21 protein-coding genes and 1 pseudogene are annotated in these 22999 nt (G+C 60.9%); 9 read left to right on the top strand and 13 right to left on the bottom strand.

Annotation, left to right across the window (positions count from 1 at the left end):
- Positions 1–36: 36 nt before the first annotated feature.
- The 3 genes from PSH86_RS28275 to PSH86_RS28285 are packed head-to-tail and all read right to left on the bottom strand — an operon-like array spanning position 37 to position 3007.
- On the bottom strand, positions 37–333 hold the full coding sequence (locus PSH86_RS28275) for a helix-turn-helix domain-containing protein (protein ID WP_109755069.1): 297 nt from the start codon (positions 331–333) through the stop codon (positions 37–39).
- A 4-nt stretch (positions 334–337) separates the two neighbouring features.
- Entirely contained in the window at positions 338–841 is a 504-nt protein-coding gene (locus tag PSH86_RS28280; RefSeq protein ID WP_109755070.1) for a M48 family metallopeptidase, read from the bottom strand.
- A gap of 42 nt (positions 842–883) precedes the next feature.
- Positions 884–3007, bottom strand: a complete 2124-nt coding sequence (locus PSH86_RS28285) for a bifunctional diguanylate cyclase/phosphodiesterase (RefSeq protein ID WP_109755071.1) — start codon at positions 3005–3007, stop codon at positions 884–886.
- Positions 3008–3328: 321 nt separating this feature from the next.
- Between PSH86_RS28285 and PSH86_RS28290 the strand changes: the two genes are divergently transcribed.
- The 4 genes from PSH86_RS28290 (at position 3329) to PSH86_RS28305 (ending at position 6682) form a co-directional block, all read left to right on the top strand.
- On the top strand, positions 3329–3994 hold the full coding sequence (locus PSH86_RS28290; protein WP_163856322.1) for a polysaccharide lyase family 7 protein: 666 nt from the start codon (positions 3329–3331) through the stop codon (positions 3992–3994).
- A 280-nt stretch (positions 3995–4274) separates the two neighbouring features.
- The gene (locus PSH86_RS28295) at positions 4275–4943 is read left to right on the top strand and encodes a polysaccharide lyase family 7 protein (RefSeq protein WP_109755073.1); all 669 of its coding nucleotides are present in this window, start codon (positions 4275–4277) and stop codon (positions 4941–4943) included.
- 328 nt (positions 4944–5271) lie between these two features.
- On the top strand, positions 5272–5940 hold the full coding sequence (locus tag PSH86_RS28300; protein WP_109755074.1) for a polysaccharide lyase family 7 protein: 669 nt from the start codon (positions 5272–5274) through the stop codon (positions 5938–5940).
- 457 nt (positions 5941–6397) lie between these two features.
- Entirely contained in the window at positions 6398–6682 is a 285-nt protein-coding gene (locus PSH86_RS28305) for a fructose-bisphosphate aldolase (RefSeq protein ID WP_305486447.1), read from the top strand.
- Positions 6683–7673: 991 nt separating this feature from the next.
- Here PSH86_RS28305 and fba read toward each other — a convergent pair.
- The 6 genes from fba to tkt form a co-directional block, all read right to left on the bottom strand.
- A complete protein-coding gene (gene fba, locus PSH86_RS28310; protein WP_003177554.1) occupies positions 7674–8738 on the bottom strand; it encodes a class II fructose-bisphosphate aldolase in 1065 nt (354 codons plus the stop codon).
- Positions 8739–8981: 243 nt separating this feature from the next.
- The gene (locus PSH86_RS28315) at positions 8982–9314 is read right to left on the bottom strand and encodes an MliC family protein (protein ID WP_109755078.1); all 333 of its coding nucleotides are present in this window, start codon (positions 9312–9314) and stop codon (positions 8982–8984) included.
- A gap of 56 nt (positions 9315–9370) precedes the next feature.
- Positions 9371–9595, bottom strand: coding sequence for a hypothetical protein (locus tag PSH86_RS28320; RefSeq protein WP_109755079.1), 225 nt, complete (start codon positions 9593–9595; stop codon positions 9371–9373).
- A 31-nt stretch (positions 9596–9626) separates the two neighbouring features.
- A complete protein-coding gene (locus PSH86_RS28325) occupies positions 9627–10790 on the bottom strand; it encodes a phosphoglycerate kinase (protein WP_176688984.1) in 1164 nt (387 codons plus the stop codon).
- 24 nt (positions 10791–10814) lie between these two features.
- A complete protein-coding gene (gene epd / locus PSH86_RS28330) occupies positions 10815–11870 on the bottom strand; it encodes an erythrose-4-phosphate dehydrogenase (protein WP_305486453.1) in 1056 nt (351 codons plus the stop codon).
- Between the two features lie 170 nt (positions 11871–12040).
- On the bottom strand, positions 12041–14038 hold the full coding sequence (tkt, locus tag PSH86_RS28335; RefSeq protein WP_109755082.1) for a transketolase: 1998 nt from the start codon (positions 14036–14038) through the stop codon (positions 12041–12043).
- Between the two features lie 291 nt (positions 14039–14329).
- Between tkt and PSH86_RS28340 the strand changes: the two are divergent.
- Positions 14330–15324: pseudogene (locus PSH86_RS28340) on the top strand (ArsR/SmtB family transcription factor).
- A gap of 19 nt (positions 15325–15343) precedes the next feature.
- The gene (gene metK / locus PSH86_RS28345; RefSeq protein WP_003177547.1) at positions 15344–16534 is read left to right on the top strand and encodes a methionine adenosyltransferase; all 1191 of its coding nucleotides are present in this window, start codon (positions 15344–15346) and stop codon (positions 16532–16534) included.
- Between the two features lie 222 nt (positions 16535–16756).
- Here metK and PSH86_RS28350 read toward each other — a convergent pair whose 3' ends face one another.
- Positions 16757–17377: a LysE family translocator gene (locus PSH86_RS28350; protein ID WP_305486457.1), complete on the bottom strand. Its 621-nt coding sequence runs from the start codon at positions 17375–17377 to the stop codon at positions 16757–16759.
- 206 nt (positions 17378–17583) lie between these two features.
- On the opposite strand from PSH86_RS28350, the gene ligB reads away from it, so the two are divergent.
- Together ligB and PSH86_RS28360 are read left to right on the top strand one after the other, a co-directional pair.
- Positions 17584–19257 (top strand): NAD-dependent DNA ligase LigB, encoded by a 1674-nt coding sequence (gene ligB / locus PSH86_RS28355; protein WP_109755085.1) that lies wholly within the window; start codon positions 17584–17586, stop codon positions 19255–19257.
- A gap of 90 nt (positions 19258–19347) precedes the next feature.
- On the top strand, positions 19348–19743 hold the full coding sequence (locus PSH86_RS28360; protein WP_109755086.1) for a DUF1090 domain-containing protein: 396 nt from the start codon (positions 19348–19350) through the stop codon (positions 19741–19743).
- Between the two features lie 38 nt (positions 19744–19781).
- On the opposite strand, the gene PSH86_RS28365 is transcribed toward PSH86_RS28360, so the two are convergent.
- The gene (locus PSH86_RS28365; RefSeq protein WP_109755087.1) at positions 19782–20231 is read right to left on the bottom strand and encodes a cytochrome c; all 450 of its coding nucleotides are present in this window, start codon (positions 20229–20231) and stop codon (positions 19782–19784) included.
- Positions 20232–20356: 125 nt separating this feature from the next.
- Between PSH86_RS28365 and PSH86_RS28370 the strand changes: the two genes are divergently transcribed.
- Complete coding sequence (locus tag PSH86_RS28370; RefSeq protein WP_109755088.1) at positions 20357–21544, top strand: murein transglycosylase A; 1188 nt, start codon at positions 20357–20359, stop codon at positions 21542–21544.
- Between the two features lie 152 nt (positions 21545–21696).
- On the opposite strand, the gene PSH86_RS28375 is transcribed toward PSH86_RS28370, so the two are convergent.
- Together PSH86_RS28375 and PSH86_RS28380 are read right to left on the bottom strand one after the other, a co-directional pair.
- Positions 21697–22080, bottom strand: a complete 384-nt coding sequence (locus tag PSH86_RS28375; protein ID WP_109755089.1) for an MAPEG family protein — start codon at positions 22078–22080, stop codon at positions 21697–21699.
- A 42-nt stretch (positions 22081–22122) separates the two neighbouring features.
- On the bottom strand, positions 22123–22956 hold the full coding sequence (locus PSH86_RS28380; RefSeq protein ID WP_109755090.1) for an EamA family transporter: 834 nt from the start codon (positions 22954–22956) through the stop codon (positions 22123–22125).
- Positions 22957–22999 lie beyond the last annotated feature (43 nt).

A 22999-nucleotide genomic window follows, 5' to 3' on the forward strand; every position in this document is an offset into this window, starting at 1 on the left:
CGAGCCTGCTCGCGAAGGGGCCCACACCGACATAACTCAGGGGTACTCCAGCACCGCCTTGATCCGCTGCAGATTCCCCTCGATCCACCCCCGATCGATCGCCCCCCAATCGCGAATCCGATAACGCCCGGCATGATTGCGTGCGCCCTGCTCCTGCTCGAACTCACAAATGATATCCAGGTCAGCCAGCGCGGCGACGGTGTCCTGGGCGGTGCGCCGTGGCATGCCGGTGGCTTCGGTGAGAGCCGGGATGTTGCTGGCCACGCCGCTGTCAATCAGGTACGCCACATACAAACGACGGTAGAAGCTGGTCTTGGTCTTGCTGACGTCCATCGGGTCATTCCTTGTGGGGTTGCAGGTCCCGCCAGGTCAGGTACACCCGCAGGTCGAATTCCAACTGGTGATAGCCCGGCAGCATGTGCTCGCAGAGTTGGTAGAACGCCTTGTTGTGGTCCGACTCCTTGAAGTGCGCCAGTTCGTGCACCACGATCATGTTCAGGAACTCGGGCGCCGCGTCCTTGAACAGCGCAGCGATGCGGATTTCCTTCTTGGCCTTTAGCTTGCCGCCCTGCACCCGCGATACCGCCGTGTGCAGGCCGAGGGCGCGGTGGGTCAGGTCCAGGCGATTGTCGAACAGCACCTTGTCGATGGCTGGCGCGTTACGCAGGTATTGCTGCTTGAGATCCAGCGCATAACTGTACAGAGCCTTGTCGCTCTGGATCGGATGCCGCCCGGGATAGCGCTGTTGCAAGTAATCGCCCAGACGGTCCTGGGCGATCAATTGCTGCACTTGGGCTTGCAGGGCGGCGGGATAGGCCTGGAGGTATTTGAGCGCGGTCATCAAGAGGCAACACTGTCACAAGAGGCCGCCAGTGTAGCGAATTCAGGCCTGCACCGCGCTCCAGTCGAATGGTGTGGCGAAGGCATTGGTGTCTTCGGCCATCAAGGGCCGGGCCACGAGGAACCCCTGCACGTACTCACAGCCATGGGCCTGCAACCACCGATATTGCTCGTGGGTTTCCACCCCTTCGGCAATCACCCGCAAGCCCAGTTGCGTACACAGGTCGATCACCGAGGCGGCCAACGCGGCATCCCGGGGCGACCCTGGCAGGCGGGCAATCAAGTGCCGGTCGAGCTTGAGCGTATCGAGCTCAAGGTCGCGCAGATGGGTCAGTGAGCAAGGCCCCGAACCGAAGTCATCCAAGGCCACGCGCACCCCGAGGTGGCGCAGCAGGCGCAATTGCTTTTGGGTTTCATCGGGATTGCGCATCAGCGCGTCCTCGGTCACCTCGACCTCCAACTGTCGAGGCTTCAAGGCATGGCGCTCCAGGACCTGGCGCAACTCGGTCACCAGGTTTGGCATGCCGAACTGAGTACTGCTCAGGCTCACTCCCAACACCAGGTCGTCAGCGAACAAGCGCTCCCAGACTTTGCGCTGGGCAGCGCTGCGATGATAAATCCAGCTGCCCAGCCGACTGATCAACCGCGCCTCTTCCAGCAAGGGCAGGAACAGGCCCGGCGGAACATCGCCGACGCTGGGGTGCTGCCAGCGCAACAACGCCTCGAACCCGCGAATCCGCCCGTCGACGATACTCACCTGCGGCTGGTAGACCATATTGAAATCGCGATTCTCGATGGCCGAGCGCACGCTCTCTTCGAGCATCAGCCGTGAACGGGCTCGACCGTTCATTTCGTGGTCGTAAAAACGGTATTGCTGGCGACCGGCACGCTTGGCTTCGTACATGGCGATATCGGACGCCCGCAGCAACCCATCGAGATTGGCGCCACAATCCGGGTACGTCGCGATACCGATGCTGGCCCCCAGAGCCACGTCCATGCCTTCGATCTGCTGGCAGATCGCGACTCGCTCGATAAGCTTCTCTGCGATCTTGGCCGCCTGCTCGGGAAATTCCAGGTCCAGCAGCGCCGTGAACTCGTCCCCGCCCAGCCGCGCCAGGATATCGAATGGCCGCAGGCACGCCTTCAACTGCTCCGATACCCAGCGCAATACCCGGTCGCCGGCATCGTGCCCCAGCGAGTCATTGACCCGCTTGAAGCCATCGAGGTCCAGGTACAGCAGCACCCAGTTGCTTTCCAGTCGCTCGCTGCGCATCAATAGGTTTTCCGCGGTCTGGTAGAACCCGCGGCGGTTGAGCAATCCGGTCAGCGGGTCTGTGACAGCCTGGTATTCGAGTTGCTGATGCAAGTGGCGCACCACGGACATGTCCTGGAGTGTCACCACCATCGCTTTCTGCTCCGAGGGCAACGGCGCACAAGACAAGGCCACCGACACCTGTTGGCCGGGTGCAGTGCGCAGGACTGCATCATGCAAACGCCAGGTTTCACCACGACGGTAGGCGTTGTGGATATCGGAATCGATCCATTCGGGGATGTGCGGTTTCTGCAGGAAATCCAGGAACGGCATGTCCTGCAAATGCTCGGCGGTGGCATTGAGCAAGCGGCAGGTCGACGGGTTGGCGAAACGAATACACCCATTCTCATCCACCACCAGGATGCCTTCGGCGGCGTTGTCCAGCACCGAGGCGTTGAAAGCCCTGGCCGCTTCGAGATCCTGGCTCAGGCGCTGCAAGGCCCGGCGATTGCGCTGGTGCTCGAGCAACGCCTGGACCTTGGGCTTGAGGATCTGCGGATCGAAGGGTTTGAACAGGTAATCCACGGCGCCACTGGCGTAGCCCTTGATCACCGCATCCTGGGATTGTTCGTTGGCGGTCAGGAAAATGATCGGCGTGAGCCGCGTGCGCTGGCTGCCGCGCATCAGGCGCGCCACTTCGAAACCGTCCATGTCGGGCATCTGCACATCCAGCAGAACCAGGTCGATGTCATGTTCGAGCAGCAGGTTAAGCGCCTCGACCCCCGAGGACGCGGTCATGACTTGCCAATCCTGACGCTGCAACAAGGCTCGCATGCTGAGCAGGTTTTCAGGGTAATCATCAACAATCAAAAGGACAGAGCTGTCTTCGCCGAGCGGTGGTTGCGCGCATTCCATGCTGCTTCTCTTATCGGGCGCCACGTCCGTTTTTACGTAGCAAAGCGGACAAATACTGTCCCCTCACTCTAGACCGGGATTTTGAAAAGCAGTAGGTGTCAACGCGCCATCATCCAGGCAAAGCCCGAAATAGCCGACTAACGGTCACCCTCCTCGGGCACAGAAACTGCAAAGACATCTTCGACAGACAATTGACGTCAGTCATCCGCCGGACGGTTATCAAAAAATTTCCCTTCTGCGTGATTAATCCGCCCACAAGCGCGGGCTAGAGCCTCTCGTTGGGCGTTCAGCATTTTCACTCCCGTTACGTAGGATCCGATCATGATTGATCTCGCCACCTGGAACCTGAGCATCCCCGAAGGTAGCCCACCGACGACCATCGAAACCTCTCAACTGGTGCAAGGGTTCCAGAACCAGTATTTCCATGCCGACTCCGGCACGGTGTTTTTCTGGGCACCGGTAACCGGCGCCACGACCGCCAATGCTATTTATCCGCGCAGTGAACTTCGTGAAACCTACAGCAACGGTACCTTGCGCAATTGGTTGTACTCGGCGGCGGACAACAAGCTGGCTGCCACCCTGGCCGTCAGCCAGGTGCCCAGCTCCGGCAAGGTCGTCATTGGTCAGATCCATACCAAGGACAGCACCAGCCCCCTGGTGAAGCTGGAATACCAATACAAGACCTACAGCTCCACCGGCAACATTGTCGCCAAGGTGCGCATGCGCCCCGACGACGAATCGGGTCAGGTCATCACCATCGCCACGGGCATAAAGCTCAACCAGTCCTTCTCTTACCTGATCCATCTCAGCCCCGCCGGCGTCCTGACCATCAATGGTGCGGGTTACCAGTGGAGCTCCCCCATCAGTTCCACTTGGAGCGACAAGCCGCTGTACTTCAAGGCGGGCGTGTACGTGCAGGACAACACCGGTTATCCCACCGAAGGCGGGACCGTGACGTTCAGCCTGCTGGATATCGATCACATCTAGACGCTTTGCGGGGCGCCAGGGCAGCAACGCAATGCTGTCCGCCCAGGCGACCCTATCAAGGCGAAATCGTTCAGTTCGACTTTGAAACTGCCGACTAACGGTTGCCTATACAGGCACAGATGCTGCAAATGACCTATTCGACGAACAATTGACGTCAAACATCCGCCGGATGGTCATTCAAAAATCTCCTTCCTGCGTGATCAACACACCCCAAATGCTTGGAGTAGAGCCTCCCGCTTTGGTCCTCAGCACTTTTACGCCCGTTACGCAGGATCCGACCATGATTGATCTCAACACCTGGAACTTGAGCATCCCCGAAGGCAGCCCGGCAATGACCATCGAAACGCCGCGGCTGGCGCAAGGCTTCAAGGACGAATATTTCCATTCCGACACCGGCACGCTGTTCTTCTGGGCGCCGGTGACCGGCACCAAGACTGCAAACGCGATTTATCCGCGCAGCGAACTGCGGGAAACCTACAGCGACGGCACCCTGCGCAACTGGCTGTATCCGGCGGCGGACAACATCCTGCGTGCCGCCGTCACCGTCAACCAGGTGCCCAGTAGCGGCAAGATCGTGATCGGTCAGATCCACACCAAAGACAGCACCAGCCCGATGGTGAAACTGGAGTACCAATACAAGGCCTACAGCTCCACCGGAAATATCGTCGCCAAGGTACGCATGCGTCCTGATGACGAAACGGGCCAGGTCATCACCATTGCCACCGGCGTGAAGCTCGACCGCAGCTTTACCTACATGATCCACCTCAGCCCGAAGGGCGCGCTGGGCATCAGTGCGGCGGGTTACAACTGGAGAACCACTATCGACCCGTCCTGGAAGGTCAAACCGCTGTATTTCAAGGCGGGCGTGTACGTGCAGGACAACACCGGCTACACCACCGAAGGCGGAAAGGTGACGTTCAGCCAGCTGGATATCGACCACAACATCTGATCGCTTTTCCTGGCGCCATGGCAGCACGGATGCTGCCTGTGCCCTCCCTCACCCTTGGATATTCGCGCCTCAAGCGCCATCGAACACAGGCCGTGTGTGCGGTGCCATATCGCCATCGTTCAAAAAAATTCCGATTTAACCGACTAACGGTCACTTGTCTCGGGCACCAAACCGGCAAACACCACTCTGACGGTCTGCTGACGTCAACCCTCCGCCGGACCCACGTGAAAAACGTTCGATCCCGCTTCCTCCTGGCGCCAGCGAAAGCGCGTCCTAGAGCCTTCGGCTGTGGCGTAAATCATTTCTTATGTACAGAAAGGATCCGAGCATGGTCGATCTTGCAACCTGGAACTTGAGCATCCCCGAGGGCAGCCCGCCGAAAACCATTGAAACGCCTCGGCTGGTGGATGGGTTCAAGGATAAATATTTCAACTCAGAAGGCAGCACGGTGTATTTCTGGTCACCGGTCACCGGCACCAAGACTGAAAACGCGATTTATCCACGCAGTGAATTACGCGAGACCTATAAAGACGGCACCTTGCGCAATTGGTTGTATCCCGATGCCGACAATAAATTGAGCGCGACCCTGGTGGTCAACCAAGTCCCCAGCAGCGGCAAGATCGTTATCGGTCAGATTCATGCCAAGGACAGCAGCAAGCCCATGGTGAAGCTGGAGTACCAATACAAGGATGCCAGCAACACCGGGGACATCGTCGCCAAAGTGCGCATGCGCCCCGATGATGACGAAGGTCGGGTCATTACCGTCGCCAACGGTGTGAAACTTAATCAGGCCTTCAATTATCGGCTCCACCTCGACCGTACCGGTGACCTGGGCATCACTGCGGCGGGTCGTAGCTGGTACACCACCGTCAGCGCCAAATGGAAGGTCAAGCCGTTGTACTTCAAGGCTGGGGTGTATGTGCAGGACAACAGCGGCTATACCAGCGAAGGTGGGAAAGTGACGTTCAGCAAGCTGGATATCGATCACAACACTTAAAAAGTGCTTCCGAAAATCTCGTAGGAAACATCCCCTTGTGGCGAGGGGATTTATCCCCGCTGGGCTGCGCAGCAGCCCTCTCCTTTCGTCAGACCTACCGCATGCGCCGGTTTTGCGGCGGCTGCGCCCCCGAGCGGGAGCAAGCTCCCTCGCCACAAGAGCCCGGTGCGTCCTACAGGTCGATTTTGGCTTCGAGAATCTCCTCTATAGTTCGGTGGGTCTGCTGGCTTTGGTCGGTGGGCAAGGGTTTCGCAGCCCCAGTGAGTTAGAATCACGACCGTCAAAAATCGGCGTAGGGGCATCCTGCCTACGTTCGGCTTTTTATGGCGGCTGTGTGTGGGAGATCTTCGGGTCTGCCGGGTGCTAACTCCTCGGTCTGCGAACCCGCACATGGCTGCCACCCATTTGTTTCGCAGCAAACAGTGGCAAATACTTTTTCTTGAGTTAGAGGTTTGTCATGAAAGCCGAACAATCGCTTAGTCGCCTCACCCCTCTCACCCCGATCGCCACCACCCAACCTGTCCTGTTCATCGACAAAACCGTCCCGCTAACAGAGCTTCACGCCTGTGCCAGCAAGCGCCTGCATGCCACCCTCGATTACTTGACGCTCATGGCCTGCGCCAGCCTGCGAGACTCGGCCGCCAGCGACTTCAACACCCTTACCAATGTGGCTCGGATCCTGGTCCAGGATGTCACTGACGTGTTTGGCGTCATTGAACAGCGCGGGCTTGAAGGGGAATAGAAATACCGTGTGTATATCCATTGCTGCGGTAACGGCCGCTTATGGTTCCGCTCTTACAGCGGGTCACTTTCGAAAAGCGCGAAAGTAACCAAAGCGCTTCTGCCCCACCACTCGGTGCCTCGCCTAGGCTCGGCATGCCCTCACTCCGGCATTGCTCCGTGGGCCCGCCGCGAAGGGCCATCCATGGCCCAGCGCGGCTATCCCGGCATCCATGCCGGGATGCCCACTCCACAATGCCTGCGTTCGGCCAGCGTGGTTAACGGGGCGTCCGAGATCAACGTCCACCGCGAGGCGGCCTAGTAGCCGACCTGGCTCTCCTGGTCGTACACCTGTCAAATCTGTGGGAGCAAAGCTTGCTCGCGAGGCGGCCTTATAGCCGACCTGTTTCTTTCTCCCGGGAGTACCCCGATCCAATTAATGTGGGAGCGAGCCTGCTCGCGATGACGACAGCACATTCAACATCTTCATCGACTATGACACTGCCTTCGCGAGCAAGCCCGCTCCCACAATTGGACTGGGTACACCCGCAAGAGCAGGTCGGCTATAAGGCCGCCTCGCGAGCAAGCTTTGCTCCCACAGGTCCAGCTCAAACAAGTCTGATGGGTGTACCCCCCCCGCAAGAGCCAGGCCGGCTGTCAGGCTGCCTCGCGGTGGACGTAGATTTTGGCGCCCCGTTAACCACGATGGCCGAACGCAGGTATTGCGGAGTGGGCATCCCGGCATGGATGCCGGGATAGCCGCGCTGGGCCATGGATGGCCCTTCGCGGCGGGCCCACGGAGCAATGCCGGAGTGAGGGTATGCCGAGCCTAGGCGAGGCACCGAGTGGTGGGGCAGGAGCGCTTTGGTTACTTTCGCGCTTTTCGAAAGTGACCCGCTGTAAGAGCGGAACCATAAGTAGCCGTTACCAAAGAAACGGATATACACACAAAACCCTGAAGCCCAAAAAATAAAAAACCCGCATCACTGCGGGTTCTTTAATAACGCGAAAGCTTAGTTAACCTTAGCGTTCAACTCACCTTTCAGATACCGCTGATACATCGCTTCCAACGAGATCGGCTTGATCTTGGAGGCGTTGCCGGCAGTGCCGAACGCTTCGTAACGCGCGATGCACACGTCGCGCATGGCCGTCACGGTCGCGCCGAAGAACTTACGCGGATCGAATTCGCTAGGGTTGGTCGCCATCAAACGACGCATGGCACCGGTGGACGCCAGGCGCAGGTCGGTGTCGATGTTGACCTTGCGCACGCCGTACTTGATGCCTTCGACGATTTCTTCAACCGGCACGCCGTAGGTTTCCTTGATGTCGCCGCCGTACTGGTTGATGATCGCCAGCCACTCCTGCGGAACCGAGGAAGAACCGTGCATCACCAGGTGGGTGTTGGGGATGCGCTTGTGGATTTCCTTGATGCGGTCGATGGCCAGCACGTCGCCGGTAGGTGGCTTGGTGAACTTGTAGGCGCCGTGGCTGGTGCCGATGGCGATGGCCAGGGCGTCGACCTGGGTCTTCTTGACGAAGTCCGCGGCTTCTTCCGGGTCGGTCAGCATCTGACTGTGATCCAGCACGCCTTCGGCGCCGATGCCATCTTCTTCACCGGCCATGCCGGTTTCCAGCGAGCCCAGGCAACCCAGCTCACCCTCTACCGAAACGCCGCAGGCGTGGGCCATGGCGACGGTCTGCTGGGTGACGCGTACGTTGTACTCGTAGTCGGTCGGGGTCTTGCCGTCTTCGCCAAGGGAACCGTCCATCATCACCGAGCTGAAGCCCAGTTGAATGGAGCGCTGGCAGACGTCAGGGCTGGTGCCGTGGTCCTGGTGCATGCACACCGGGATGTGCGGGAATTCTTCGATCGCCGCCAGGATCAGGTGACGCAGGAATGGCGCACCGGCGTACTTGCGGGCACCGGCCGAAGCCTGGACGATCACCGGAGAGTCAGTCTTGTCAGCGGCTTCCATGATGGCGCGCATCTGCTCAAGGTTGTTGACGTTAAAGGCTGGAACGCCGTAGCCGAACTCGGCTGCGTGGTCCAGCATCTGACGCATGCTGATAAGTGCCATTGTGTCTCTCTCCCGGTCGAGGGTCGTTAATCGTGCCAGCCTGCCGGAGCGGCGGCGGCTATTCAAGTCATTGCGGATCGGGGGTGACCCCGGTCTGCGTGTTCGGTGAAACAAAATCTCGAAACTATAGAGGCCCCTGTGGGAGCGAGCCTGCTCGCGATGAGGGCCTAACAGTCAACATCTCTGGCGCCTGATACATCGCTATCGCGAGCAGGCTCGCTCCCACATTGGCTATCTATTGAATCAGTCAGCCTTACAGCCACGCCCAATCAAGTCATTGGTGGCAACCCAGTACACCAGGCCTTCCTCACCCTTGACGTGAAACGCCAGCATGTCATCGCTGTACAGCGAACCTTCGGCTCCCGGCTCAAGCTTGAGGCGATAAACCTTATCGGCACCGCCCAGGCGTACGTCGACTTCCTTGCGGGCCGCATCGGCGTAGCGCCAGAGCACCTTGGCCTCGCTGTCACAGGTCCAGGTCGTCCAACCTTCAACAGGTTCGGCGGTGTGCAAGAAGTCCAACTGCGCACAACCACCCAGCAATGCCAACGCCACGACGGCGATCAAGCCTTTCATCCGTGTTCCTCGACTGACGGCACACGCCGCCAGCCATGAGTTAAGAGTCAGACCCGTCAAGGACAACCATGTTCCTTGACCGGGGTTTGCGTCTCGTATTTGTCCAGGCCATCCGGTCCGGAACGCTTGTTCAGCACCGGGTTGGTCTCGGCCTGCCAGTCGGCCTGGTAGCAGCCCTCTTCAGGCGCCGGCGTCCCGGTTTCCGGGGCCGTTGCCTTTGGGCTGCTCGAACAGGCCACCAACATCGTCGCGGCCAGCAGCAACGTGAACGTCTTGACCATCAGAACACTCCTTTGCCTGGTCAACGCAGCGTCAGGCCTTGGCCCGGCTTTCCAGGACTTCCACGGCAGGCAGCACTTTGCCCTCGACGAATTCGAGGAAAGCACCGCCACCGGTAGAAATGTAGGAGATCTGCTCGGCCACGCCATATTTATCGATGGCCGCCAGGGTGTCGCCGCCACCGGCGATGGAGAACGCAGCGCTTTCGGCGATGGCCTGGGCCAGCACCTTGGTGCCGTTGCCGAATTGGTCGAACTCGAACACACCGACCGGACCGTTCCACAGGATCGTCTGGGAGGATTTCAGCAGTTCGGCGAAGTTGGCCGCGGTTTGCGGGCCGATGTCGAGGATCATGTCGTCCTCGGCCACGTCAGCGATCAGCTTGACGGTGGCGGTGGCACTTTCGGCGAATTCCTTGGCCACGACCACGTCCACTGGCAATGGCACGCTGACCTTGGCGGCAATTTCCCGGGCGGTGTCCAGCAGGTCCGGCTCGTACAGGGATTTGCCGACCGGGTGACCGGCAGCGGCGAGGAACGTGTTGGCGATGCCGCCACCGACGATCAACTGGTTGCAGACCTGGCTCAGGCTGTTGAGCACGTCCAGTTTGGTGGAGACCTTGGAGCCGGCAACAATGGCGGCCATCGGCTGGGCCGGCGAACCCAGGGCCTTGCCCAGTGCTTCCAGTTCGGCGGCCAGCAGCGGGCCGGCAGCGGCGACTTTGGCGAACTTCGCCACGCCATGGGTCGAGCCCTCGGCGCGGTGGGCGGTGCCGAACGCGTCCATCACGAACACGTCGCACAGGGCAGCGTATTGCTGGGCCAGTTCGTCGGCGTTCTTTTTCTCGCCCTTGTTGAAGCGCACGTTTTCGAACAGCACGACATCGCCGGGCTTCACGTCCACGCCACCCAGGTAGTCAGCGACCAGTGGCACGTCACGGCCCAAGGCACGGCTGAGGTAATCGGCTACCGGCTGGAGGCTGTTTTCCGCCGAGAACTCGCCTTCGGTCGGACGGCCCAGGTGGGAGCAGACCATCACGGCCGCGCCTTTTTCCAGGGCCAGCTTGATGGTCGGCAGCGAAGCCAGGATACGCGCGTCGCTGGTGACGACACCGTCCTTGACGGGGACGTTGAGGTCTTCGCGGATCAGTACGCGCTTACCTTGCAGATCGAGGTCGGACATCTTCAACACGGTCATGGGTCGCAATTCCTGGGTAACTGTTTAGAGAGCAGGTTTTTTAGAAGCGGTTTGCAGGTAATGCTCGGCAACGTCCAGCATTCGGTTGGCAAACCCCCATTCGTTGTCGAACCAGGCCAGGATGTTCACAAGTCTTGGCCCGGAAACACGGGTCTGGCTGGCATCGACGATGGCCGAATGCGGGTCATGGTTAAAATCACAACTGGCGTGAGGCAACTCGGTGTAGGCCAGAAGGCCTTTGAGCGGGCCGCTGGTGGCGGCTTCGCGCAGGATCCGGTTGACCTCGGTGGCGTCGGTATCGCTCACGGTCTGCATCGTGATATCGAGGCAGGACACGTTGACCGTCGGCACCCGCACGGCTTTGGCCTGAATTCGCCCGGCAAGTTCCGGCAACAGCCGTTCAATGCCGCGCGCCAGACCAGTGGACACCGGAATCACCGACTGGAACGCAGAACGAGTGCGACGCAGGTCCTCGTGGTGATAGGCGTCGATCACCGGCTGGTCGTTCATCGCCGAGTGGATGGTGGTGATCGACACGTATTCCAGGCCGATTGCCTGGTCCAGCAGGCGCAACAGCGGCACGCCGCAGTTGGTGGTGCAGGACGCGTTGGACACCAACAGCTCGTCGCCGCTCAGGCAATCCTGGTTCACACCGTAGACGATGGTCGCGTCCACATCTGCTTCACTGGCCATCGGCTGGGAGAACAACACCCGTGGCGCACCGGCCGCGAGGAAACGCTGGCCGTCTTCGCGGGTGAGGTAGGCACCGGAGCATTCGAGCACCAGGTCGACGTCCAGGGACGCCCAGTCGATGCCTTCGGGGGTGGCACTGCGCAGGACTTTCACGCAGTCGCCATTAATATGCAGACAATCGCCCTCGACCCGCACTTCACCGGGAAACCGGCCGTGGGTGGAGTCAAAGCGTGTCAGGTATTCGATGCTGGCCATGTCGGCCAGATCGTTGATGGCCACGATCTCGAACCCGGCCTTGGCCCCTCGCTCGAACAACGCACGCAAGACGCAACGACCAATCCGGCCGTAGCCGTTGAGTGCAACTTTGTAGGGACGCGGTTGGGGCATGGGGGTTCTCTGACCAGGGTTAATCCATGGAGTACAGCGCTGGATGTTCCGCACTCATCGCGGGCAAGCCTTGCTCCCACAGGATGGCATTTTCCCAGTGGGAGCGTGCACATCCTGTGGGAGCAAGGCTTGCCCGCGATGGCGTCAGAACAGGCGATGCATTCCTGGACTTAGTCTTCCAGCAGCTCTTCAGCCTGACCCAGGATGTTCTCCAGGGTGAAGCCGAACTCCTCGAACAACGCCGGCGCAGGCGCCGATTCGCCGTAGGTGGTCATGCCGATCACGCGGCCTTCCAGGCCCACGTACTTGTACCAGTAATCGGCGTGAGCAGCCTCGATGGCGATCCGCGCACTGACCTGCAGCGGCAACACCGCTTGCTTGTAACCGGCATCCTGGGCATCGAACACGCTGGTGCAAGGCATGGAGACCACACGCACGTTGCGGCCCTGGGCGGTCAGCTTGTCGTAGGCCTGGACGGCCAGGCCAACTTCGGAACCGGTGGCGATCAGGATCAGTTCTGGCTCGCCGATGCAGTCCTTGAGCACGTAGCCACCGCGGGTGATGTCGCCGATCTGGTCGGCATCGCGGTTCTGGTGCTGCAGGTTCTGACGGGAGAAGATCAGCGCCGACGGGCCGTCGTTACGCTCGATGGCGTACTTCCAGGCCACTGCCGATTCCACCGCATCGCATGGGCGCCAGGTGTCCAGGTTCGGCGTGCAGCGCAGGCTGGCCAGTTGCTCGATCGGCTGGTGAGTCGGGCCGTCTTCGCCCAGGCCGATGGAGTCGTGGGTGAACACGTAGAGCACGCGTTTTTTCATCAGCGCCGACATGCGCACGGCGTTGCGGGCATATTCCATGAACATCAGGAAAGTCGCGCCGTACGGCACCAGGCCGCCGTGGAGAGCCACGCCGTTCATGATCGCGCTCATGCCGAACTCGCGCACGCCGTAGTACATGTAGTTGCCGCTGGCGTCTTCGGCGCTGACGCCTTTGCAGCCTTTCCACAGGGTCAGGTTGGAGCCGGCCAGGTCGGCCGAACCGCCCAGCAGTTCCGGCAGCAATGGGCCGAAGGCGTTCAGGGTGTTCTGGCTCGCTTTACGGCTGGCAATGGTTTCGCCCTTGGCGGCGACTTCAGCGATGTAGGCCGAGGCTTTTTCGGCGAAGTCGGCTGGCAGCTCGCCACTGAGACGACGGACCAGTTCGTTTGCCAACTCAGGGAATTCGGCGGAGTAAGCCGCGAAACGCTGGTCCCACTCGGCTTCGAGCGCACGACCTTTTTCCTTGGCATCCCATTCGGCATAGATGTCGGCCGGAATTTCGAACGGACCGTGGTTCCACTTCAACGCGGCGCGAGTCAAGGCGATCTCCTCGGCACCCAGTGGCGCGCCGTGGCAGTCTTCCTTCCCTTGCTTGTTCGGCGAACCGAAGCCGATGGTGGTCTTGCAGCAGATCAGGGTCGGCTGGGCGCTCTTGCGGGCCGTCTCGATGGCGGTCTTGATCTCTTCCGGATCGTGACCGTCGACGTTGCGGATCACCAGCCAGTTGTAGGCTTCGAAGCGCTTGGGGGTGTCGTCGGTGAACCAGCCTTCGACTTCGCCATCGATGGAGATGCCGTTGTCGTCATAGAAGGCGATCAGCTTGTCCAGGCCCAGGGTGCCAGCCAGGGAGGCGACTTCATGGGAAATGCCTTCCATCATGCAGCCATCACCCAGGAACACGTAGGTGTGGTGATCGACGACGTTATGCCCTGGGCGGTTGAACTGCGCCGCCAGGACTTTTTCGGCCAGGGCAAAGCCCACGGCGTTGGCCAGGCCCTGGCCCAGCGGGCCGGTGGTGGTTTCCACGCCTGGGGTGTAGCCGTATTCCGGGTGGCCCGGGGTGCGGCTGTGCAGTTGGCGGAAGTTCTTCAGGTCATCGATCGACAGGTCGTAGCCGGTCAGGTGCAGCAGCGAGTAGATCAACATCGAACCGTGGCCGTTGGACAGCACGAAGCGGTCACGGTCGGCGAACGATGGGTTGCTCGGACTGTGCTTGAGGTAGTCGCGCCAAAGCACCTCGGCGATATCCGCCATACCCATGGGGGCACCGGGATGGCCGCTGTTGGCTTTCTGCACGGCATCCATGCTGAGGGCACGAATGGCATTGGCACGCTCACGACGGCTGGGCATCGCTGTTCTCCTGCGGGTATTGAATCGAGAATGAATAAAACGAAACTGAAAAAGGCGAGCATTTTCCCTCACCCACCCGCCCCGGGGCAATGACAGATAGTCATCCTTGGGCGTTTTTCCGGTGGATAAAGTCGCATTCACCAGGTGAAACCTTTCCGCTGGTGGTTTGTAGAGTCAAGCACGGGTGGAGAAGTGCCATTTATCGAGCAATATCAAAACTTTTTGATATTGAACTTGCGATGATCCAAACCCCTCACTAGACTGCTTCACCATGAAACAGACTGCCTCATCATGAACTTACCCGCGCCCTCCATTCGCCATGACGACTGCGATGAGCTAGCGGCCCTTTGCAAGGCCGGCGGCGATCCGTTGCGGCTCAATGTATTGCGCGCCCTGGCCAACGACTCGTTCGGCGTGCTGGAACTGGCGCAGATCTTCGGCATCGGCCAGTCCGGCATGAGTCACCACCTCAAGGTCCTGGCCCAGGCCGACCTGGTGGCGACCCGTCGGGAAGGCAACGCCATTTTCTATCGCCGCGCCCTGCCCCACAGCGATCTGCTGGGTGGCAAGCTGCACGCGGCGCTGCTGGACGAAGTGGACGCGCTGACCCTGCCGACCGACGTGCAGGCTCGCATCGCCCAGGTACACGGGCAACGGGCCGCCGCCAGCCAGGACTTCTTCGCACGGGTCGCCGAGAAATTTCGCGCCCAGCAGGACCTGATCGCCGGCTTGCCGCAGTACCGCGAAAGCGTTGTGGCGCTGCTCGACAAACTGAGCTTCGAACCCGCGGCCACGGCGATCGAAGTCGGCCCCGGCGATGGCGCCTTTCTGCCGGAGCTGGCGCGACGCTTCAGCCAGGTGACGGCGCTGGACAACAGCCCGGCCATGCTCGAACTGGCGCGCCAGGTTTGCGAGCGCGAGGCCCTGGCTAATGTCAGCCTGCAACTGGCCGATGCACTGGATGGCATGAGCCTGCAGGCCGACTGCGTGGTATTGAACATGGTGCTGCATCATTTCGCCGCGCCGGCCGACGCACTCAGGCACATGGCCGGCCTGCTGCAACCGGGCGGCAGCTTGTTGGTGACGGAGTTATGCAGCCACAACCAGAGCTGGGCCAGGGAGGCCTGCGGCGATCTCTGGCTCGGGTTTGAACAGGACGACCTGGCCCGCTGGGCCACCGCTGCGGGCCTCGTGCCCGGGGAAAGCCTCTATATAGGCTTACGTAATGGTTTCCAGATCCAGGTTCGCCACTTTCAGCGGCCACTGGCGACACTCACCAACGGTAACTTGTAGGAAAACATCGAGATGAGCGAATACTCCCTTTTCACCTCCGAGTCCGTGTCTGAAGGGCATCCGGACAAAATCGCCGACCAGATTTCTGATGCGGTGCTGGACGCCATTATTGCTGAAGACAAGTTCGCCCGCGTGGCGTGCGAGACTCTGGTGAAAACGGGCGTGGCGATCATCGCCGGCGAAGTCACCACTTCGGCCTGGGTCGACCTGGAACAGATCGTCCGAGACGTCATCCTGGGCATTGGCTACAACAGTTCCGACGTCGGCTTCGACGGCGCGACCTGCGGCGTGATGAACATCATCGGCAAGCAGTCCCCCGACATCAACCAAGGCGTCGATCGGGCCAAGCCTGAAGACCAGGGCGCGGGCGACCAGGGCCTGATGTTCGGCTATGCCAGCAACGAGACCGACGTACTGATGCCGGCCCCGATCACCTTCTCGCACCAGTTGGTTCAACGTCAGGCCGAGGCTCGTAAATCCGGCCTGCTGCCTTGGCTGCGCCCGGACGCCAAGTCCCAGGTGACCTGCCGCTACGAAGGCGGCAAGGTAGTCGGTATCGATGCCGTCGTCCTGTCGACCCAGCACAACCCTGATGTGTCCTACAAAGACCTGCGCGAAGGCGTGATGGAACTGATCGTCAAGCACGTGCTGCCTGCCGAGTTGCTGTCCAAGGACACCCAGTTCCACATCAACCCGACCGGCCAGTTCATCATCGGCGGCCCGGTGGGCGACTGCGGCCTGACCGGGCGCAAGATCATCGTCGACAGTTACGGCGGCATGGCCCGTCACGGCGGCGGTGCGTTCTCCGGCAAGGACCCATCGAAGGTCGACCGTTCGGCGGCCTATGCCGGGCGTTATGTAGCCAAGAACATCGTGGCCGCCGGCCTGGCCGAGCGCTGCGAGATCCAGGTTTCCTACGCCATTGGCGTGGCGCAGCCTACGTCGATCTCGCTGAACACCTTCGGCACCGGCAAGATCGGCGATGACAAGATCATCAACCTGGTCCGCGAAGTGTTCGACCTGCGTCCATACGCCATCACCACCATGCTCGACCTGCTGCACCCGATGTACCAGGACACCGCCGCCTATGGTCACTTCGGTCGTACGCCGCAGACCAAGACCGTGGGTGACGATACCTTCACCACCTTCACCTGGGAAAAGACCGACCGCGCCGACGCCCTGCGCGCCGCTGCCGGCCTGTAATACCCACGTGTAAAGAAAAGCCCCTGGCGACTTGATCGCCAGGGGCTTTTTCATGCCTGGTGCTTGACCACTCAAAGGGTAAGTTCATACCGGGGCCTTGTGACGATGGAATTTATCTGTGGGAGCAAGGCTTGCCCGCGATGAGGACAACTCGGTCCCTGTGGTAATGAGGCGCCTGTATCGCGGGCAAGCCTTGCTCCCACAAAATTCCCTCGCCGAAGCTCAAGATCGCCGCGCCACCAGCAAAAACGAAGCCGCACTGGCCAACAAGCCCGCACACAGCCGATTGAACAGCCGCTTGCCACTGGGCCGGGCGAACAACCGTCGCGCGTAAATCCCCATGTAGCAATACAACCCGATGGCGATGCACTCCAACGCCAGGAACAGGCCACCCAGCACGGCGAATTGTTGGGTGACGGTGCCTGTACGGTCGACGAACTGCGGCAGGAACGCAGTGAACAACAGGATCGCCTTCGGATTGCCGATCGCCACCAGGAATTCCTGGCGCGCCAGGCCGGCCCTGCTCATCGACGCGACCGCCGCTTCGCTGCCAGCCTCGGGTTGGGCCCGCCACAATTGCACGGCCAGGTAGAACAGATAACCGGCACCGACAAGCTTGATCCCCAGGAACAACAGCTCCGAGGTATGCAGCACGGCGGTGAGCCCCACCGCGGCCAGGGCAATCATGATCGCAAAGGCCAGCAGCCGACCGAGGCCACCGCTACACGCGCGAACGAAGCCATAGCGCGAAGCATTACTGATGGACAACAGGTTGTTCGGCCCCGGCGCCATGTTCAGCGCGAAGCAGGCCGGAATGAAAACGGCGAGGGTCGTCAGGTCCATCGGAACACTCCTGGCAGAGGCGAAACGAAGGTCCATTCTGCACCGGCCCTTGAGGGGTTCAAGGGACAGTTGCGCGGCTAAATCGTGCCGCACTGTACCGCCGCGACTTTGCCATCAGGCCTCGCAAAATCCGGTAACGCACTCGGACTCGCACCTCGAGCTACTGCAACTAGTCTTCAAGCACACCACCAAGCAAGGATGCTTCGATGCTGCCGTTATCACGCACAATCGCCTGTTTCATATTCATCACCGGCCCCGCCATTGCGGCGCCCTGCCCCGACTGGCCCACCGACCGCGCCCAGACGGAGATCGCCGCACTGCAACAGCGAATCGACGAGTGGGACGACACTTATCACCGCTACGGCCGCTCGCTGGTGGCCGACGAGCTTTACGATCAGTCCCGCTTGAAACTGGACCAATGGCGCAATTGCTTTGGCCTTGAAGCACCCGCCACCCCCTTGCGCCCGGGAGCGGGAAAAGTACCGCACCCGGTTGTTCATACCGGCCTGGACAAACTCAAGGACGCCGACGGTGCGAGAGCCTGGTTGCATGACCGGGAGGACGTCTGGGTCCAACCGAAAGTCGATGGCGTGGCGGTGACATTGGTCTATCGTGGAGGCCGCCTGCATCAGGCGATCAGCCGCGGCGACGGGATTCAAGGACAGGACTGGACCTGGGCTGTGCACAAGATCAGCAGCATCCCTCAACGGCTGCGCCAGCCTTTGGACGTGCTTGTCCAGGGCGAGCTGTACTGGCGGCTCAACAGCCATGTCCAGGCCGACAACGGCAGTCTCAATGCCCGGTCGACCATAGCGGGCCTGATGGCGCGCACAAATCTGACGGTGCAAGAGGGGACGTACATCGGCCTGTTTGTCTGGGACTGGCCCGACGGACCGCATACCCTGCCCGAGCGGATGGCCGCGTTGAGTGAGCTGGGCTTCGCCAACACCCTCGATTACAACCAACCTGTCCGGACCCTCGCTGACGCCGAGCGCTGGCGCGACCATTGGTATCGTACGCCGCTGCCTTTCGCCAGTGACGGGATCGTCCTGCGCCAGAGCCGCCGGCCACCCGCCAAACGCTGGCAGGCTCGGGCACCGTTCTGGGCCGTGGCCTGGAAATACCCATACGCACAAGCCCTGGCCGAGGTGCGCAAGGTGCACTTCAAGGTCGGTCGCACCGGGCGCATCACGCCCGTACTGGAGCTTGAACGCATCCGGCTCGACGACCGGTGGATTCGTCGGGTAAGTGTCAGTTCCCTCAAGCGCTGGGAGGAGATGGACATCCGTCCCGGCGACCAGGTGGCCATCAGCCTGGCCGGGCTGACCATCCCGCGACTCGACAGCGTTGTACTGCGCAGTGTCGAGCGCCAGGAGGTCAACGCTCCGTTGGCCGACGACTACCACGTCCTGAGTTGCTGGCAAGCGACGCCCGGCTGTGAAAGCCAGTTCCTCGCACGCCTGAACTGGCTCAGCGGCAAGCACGGGCTCGCCCTGCCCCATGTCGGTCCCGGCACCTGGGAAAAACTCCTGGCTGCAGGTCGACTCCACGGTTTGCTGGATTGGTTGACCCTTGATGCCGCCGAGCTTGCTAACATTGGTGGCTTCGGCGAACGCAGTAGCGCGCGCCTGCTCGCCAGCCTGGACAGCGCCCGGCAACGCCCTTTCGGGCAATGGCTCAAGGCCCTGGGCCTGCCGCCGGTCGGTGAGGCCCGGCTGGAAGGGCCGTGGCAGGTGCTGGCCGAGCGAAATACCGAACAATGGCAAGCCGAAGCCGGCATCGGACCGGGACGCGCCGCGCAATTGAGCGCATTTTTTCGCGACCCGCAGGTGCTGGCCTTGAGTGAGGAATTACGCACCGCCGGGGTCGACGGTTTTTAATCCGGGCCCCGCGTGGTTGAACCCAAGGGGCAAGCATGCGTTCCAACAGCGCATCTGTACCGACCGCTCGCGATTTTTTACGGAGTTGCTATGAATTTCCTGTCCCCCGTTGCCCTGCTGGTTTTATGCAGCGCCATGGCCGCCCCCTTGATGGCGGACGAGCAAGCCCCGGAGCTCACCGGCTGCGCGGCCAAGCGCCAGGGCATCATCAACCAGATCGAACTGGCCAAGTCCCGCGGCAACCAGGACCAGCAGGCAGGCCTGGAAACCGCGCTGAGTGAAGTCACCACCCACTGCACCGATGCGTCCTTGCGCAAGGAGCGTGAAAACAAGGTGCTCGATGCCAAGCATGAGGTCAGCCGACGTCAGGCCGACCTGGAAAAGGCCATGAAGAAAGGCGACGCCGAGCGGATCAACAAACGCAAGGACAAGCTGGCAGCCTCCCGCAAGGAACTGCAGGAAGCGGTGGATGAGTTGGATAAGTAAGCGGCAAGCTCAAAGCTCTGCGCTTGCAGCTGTTTTATTCAATGATCCCGAAATTCCTTATGACAGGCACTGCACGCATCCTCGACCTTCTGGACCGCCGGCCCCAGGTAACTGGCCTTGTAGGGCTGGATTTTGCTGGCGGTCACCAATTCACCGGTGGCGGCTTCAAGATTGCGCGCCAGTTCCTGGAAGCGCGCCTGTTTTTGCCAGACTTCATCCCGGGCGCTGGTGTGGTCTTGCTCGCGTACCTGCGGGAAGTGTTTCCACGGCTCATGGGACAGCTGATCCAGCTGCACCGCGCCGTCGGCAAATCGTGCGCCATCGAACGGGACGCGGCCGCGCAACATGCCGCCCAGCTCTTCGCTGGTCTTGAGCATCTGCTTGAAGATCGCCTTGCGCTGGCCCAGGGGAGAATTGGGATCGACGCCGCCACAGGCGGACAACATCAGGCAGGCCAGCGCTGCCATGGAAAATCGTTTTACAAACATCTTGGCCTCGGGGCAGGAAACGGCGGTTAGTATCCTCGGGTCATCGGTAAAGACCAATGGCCCTATCAACAATACGGGTTGTTCGAGCGCCTGACAGCGTCCGAATGACTGCAAAGGAAATCTTCATGAACAGCCGCATCAAGACCTGGCACAAAGGCCTGGCATTGACCCTACCGCTGATCGCACTGTTGGCCGGTTGTAATCGCGGCGAAAAGGTCGAAGAGCCTCAGACCCATGCCCTCGCCACCTATGTCAGCGCACCGTGGGAAGCGTTGCCGTCGGTGTCCGATGCGGACTTGCTGGCCGGTTTCAGCTCCTGGCGCAGCGCTTGCACCCGTCTCAAGACCGATGCGACCTGGGGCCCGACCTGCGCAGCAGCGGCCAAGGTGCCGCAAACCGCACCGGATGTTCGCAATTTCCTGAAACAGAACCTGGACGTCTACGGCCTGCGCTCGGGGGACAACAGCCCCAATGGCCTGATTACCGGCTACTACGAACCGGTATACCCCGGCAGCCTCACCCAGACCGCTACGGCGAACATCCCGGTCTACGGTGTGCCCGACGACATGATCATTGTGTCGCTGGACAGCATCTACCCTGAGCTCAAGGGCAAACGCCTGCGCGGCCGCCTCGAAGGCCGGGTGCTCAAGCCGTACGACGACGCGGCCACCATCGAAACCAACGGGGTCAAGGCACCGGTCATCGCCTGGCTGACCGACCCCATGAACCTGCAATTCCTGCAAATCCAGGGCTCGGGACGTATTCGCCTCGATGATGGTCGCCAACTGCGCATCGGTTATGCCGACCAGAACGGCCACCCTTACCGCCCCATCGGGCGCTGGCTGGTCGAACAGGGTGAGCTTAAGAAAGAAGACGTGACCATGGGCACCATCAGTGCCTGGGCCAAGGCCAACCCGAACCGTATTCCTGAATTGCTCGGCAGCAATCCCAGCTACGTGTTCTTCAACCGCAACCCCGACAGTAACGAAGGCCCGCGAGGCTCGCTGAATGTACCGCTGACCGCCGGCTACAGCGTGGCGGTGGACCGCAAGGTGATTCCGCTGGGCAGCCTGTTGTGGCTATCCACCACTCGCCCCGACGGCAGTCCCTTGAACCGGCCGGTCGCCGCCCAGGACACTGGCGGCGCGATTGCTGGCGAAGTGCGGGCGGACCTGTTCTGGGGCACAGGCGAGGCGGCAGGGCAATTGGCCGGGGACATGAAGCAACAAGGGCAGATCTGGATGCTGTGGCCCAAGGGCATGGCGTTGCCATCGGTGCCGCAGGTGGCGAACGCGGTTAGCGCCAATCCCTAAGAGATGTGTTGATTGTCCCGGCCCCATCGCGAGCAGGCTCGCTCCCACAGCTGATCTCCAGTGGACACATATTTTGTGTACGGCTAGATCCATTGTGGGAGCGAGCCTGCTCGCGATAGGACCTCACAGAGGCTATGTCTCAACCGCCAGGCTCAGACCGAAACAAAAAAGAAACTCAAGACCAACCCCACCCCCACGAACCACACCAGCGACCGCAAGATGGCCCAGTCCGCCAGGTAGCAAATGATGTAGAGCAGGCGACTGGTGATGAACAACACCGCCAACACGTTGATAGTCACCAGCTCGGCATTGCCGGCCAGGTGTGCGACGATCACGGCGGCGGCGAAAAACGGGCTGATTTCGAAGCTGTTCAGTTGCGCGGCGTATGCCCGCCGGGGAGCGCCTTCGAGCGAGTCCAAAAAGTCCCGGGGGTCGTGGTTATCCTGCAACCGGTATCTCCCACCGGCCTTGGCGATCCCGACACACAGGTAAGGCAGGAGAAAAGCAATCAACACACACCACAGGGCAACCGTCATACGCACTTCCTTTTCGAGTTTTTAGAGAGAATCGAGCGCCAGTCAGGCTTTCATCACCAGCATGCCAATCAACACCAGAGCGCAAGCTAAGAGCCGCGGCCGGCCAAAAGGTTCTTTCAGGTAGCGCATGCCGAACAGCACCACCAGGATCACACTGATCTCCCGCAGCGCCGCTGCTTCGGCAATCGACCCCAGTTGCATGGCCCACAGCACCAGAGCGTAGCTGAACAAAACGCAGAGTCCGACCGCCAACCCCAACCGCCATTGCTCGCGCCAAAACAGCAAGAACGCCGGTCGCTTGCCGACCAACGCCAGCAACGGGTACGGCCAGGCACTGAGCAGCGTGAGCCAGACCAGGTAATCCAGCGGATGGGACCAACGCCGCAAGGCGTGACCGTCGATAAAGGTGTAGCAACCGATGCACAGGCCGATCAGCGCCACCACCGGCAACATCGACCAGGGCAATCGCTCGCCACCACCGCCCTGCCACAACAGGCAAAGCATGCCGAACGGGATCAGTAAAATGCCGATGATCTGCTGGATCGTCAGTGCTTCACCGGCGAAAATAAATGTCAGGGCCAACACCACCAGCGGCGACAGGCCGCGCATCAACGGATAGACCAGCCCCAGGTCACCGACCCGATAAGCCTGGATCAGCAGATAGCGATACAACAGCTCGAACAGCGCCGAGGCCAGGATCCACGGCCAGATCTCCAACGGCGGCACGGCCACGAAACCCAAGGCCAACGCGACGAACAGCAAGGCGACACTGTCCATGCACGCCACCACCAGCAAACGCTCGCCACTGAACTTGATCAGCGTATTCCACGCCGCATGCAACAGCGCCGCCACCAACACCAAGGCCGTTGCAATCACGGCACGCTCCTTATTCCATTCAGAGAATTGATTCGCCATCCAT

Source organism: Pseudomonas sp. FP2300 (assembly GCF_030687595.1).
GTDB classification, from domain to species: Bacteria; Pseudomonadota; Gammaproteobacteria; order Pseudomonadales; family Pseudomonadaceae; genus Aquipseudomonas; species Aquipseudomonas bijieensis.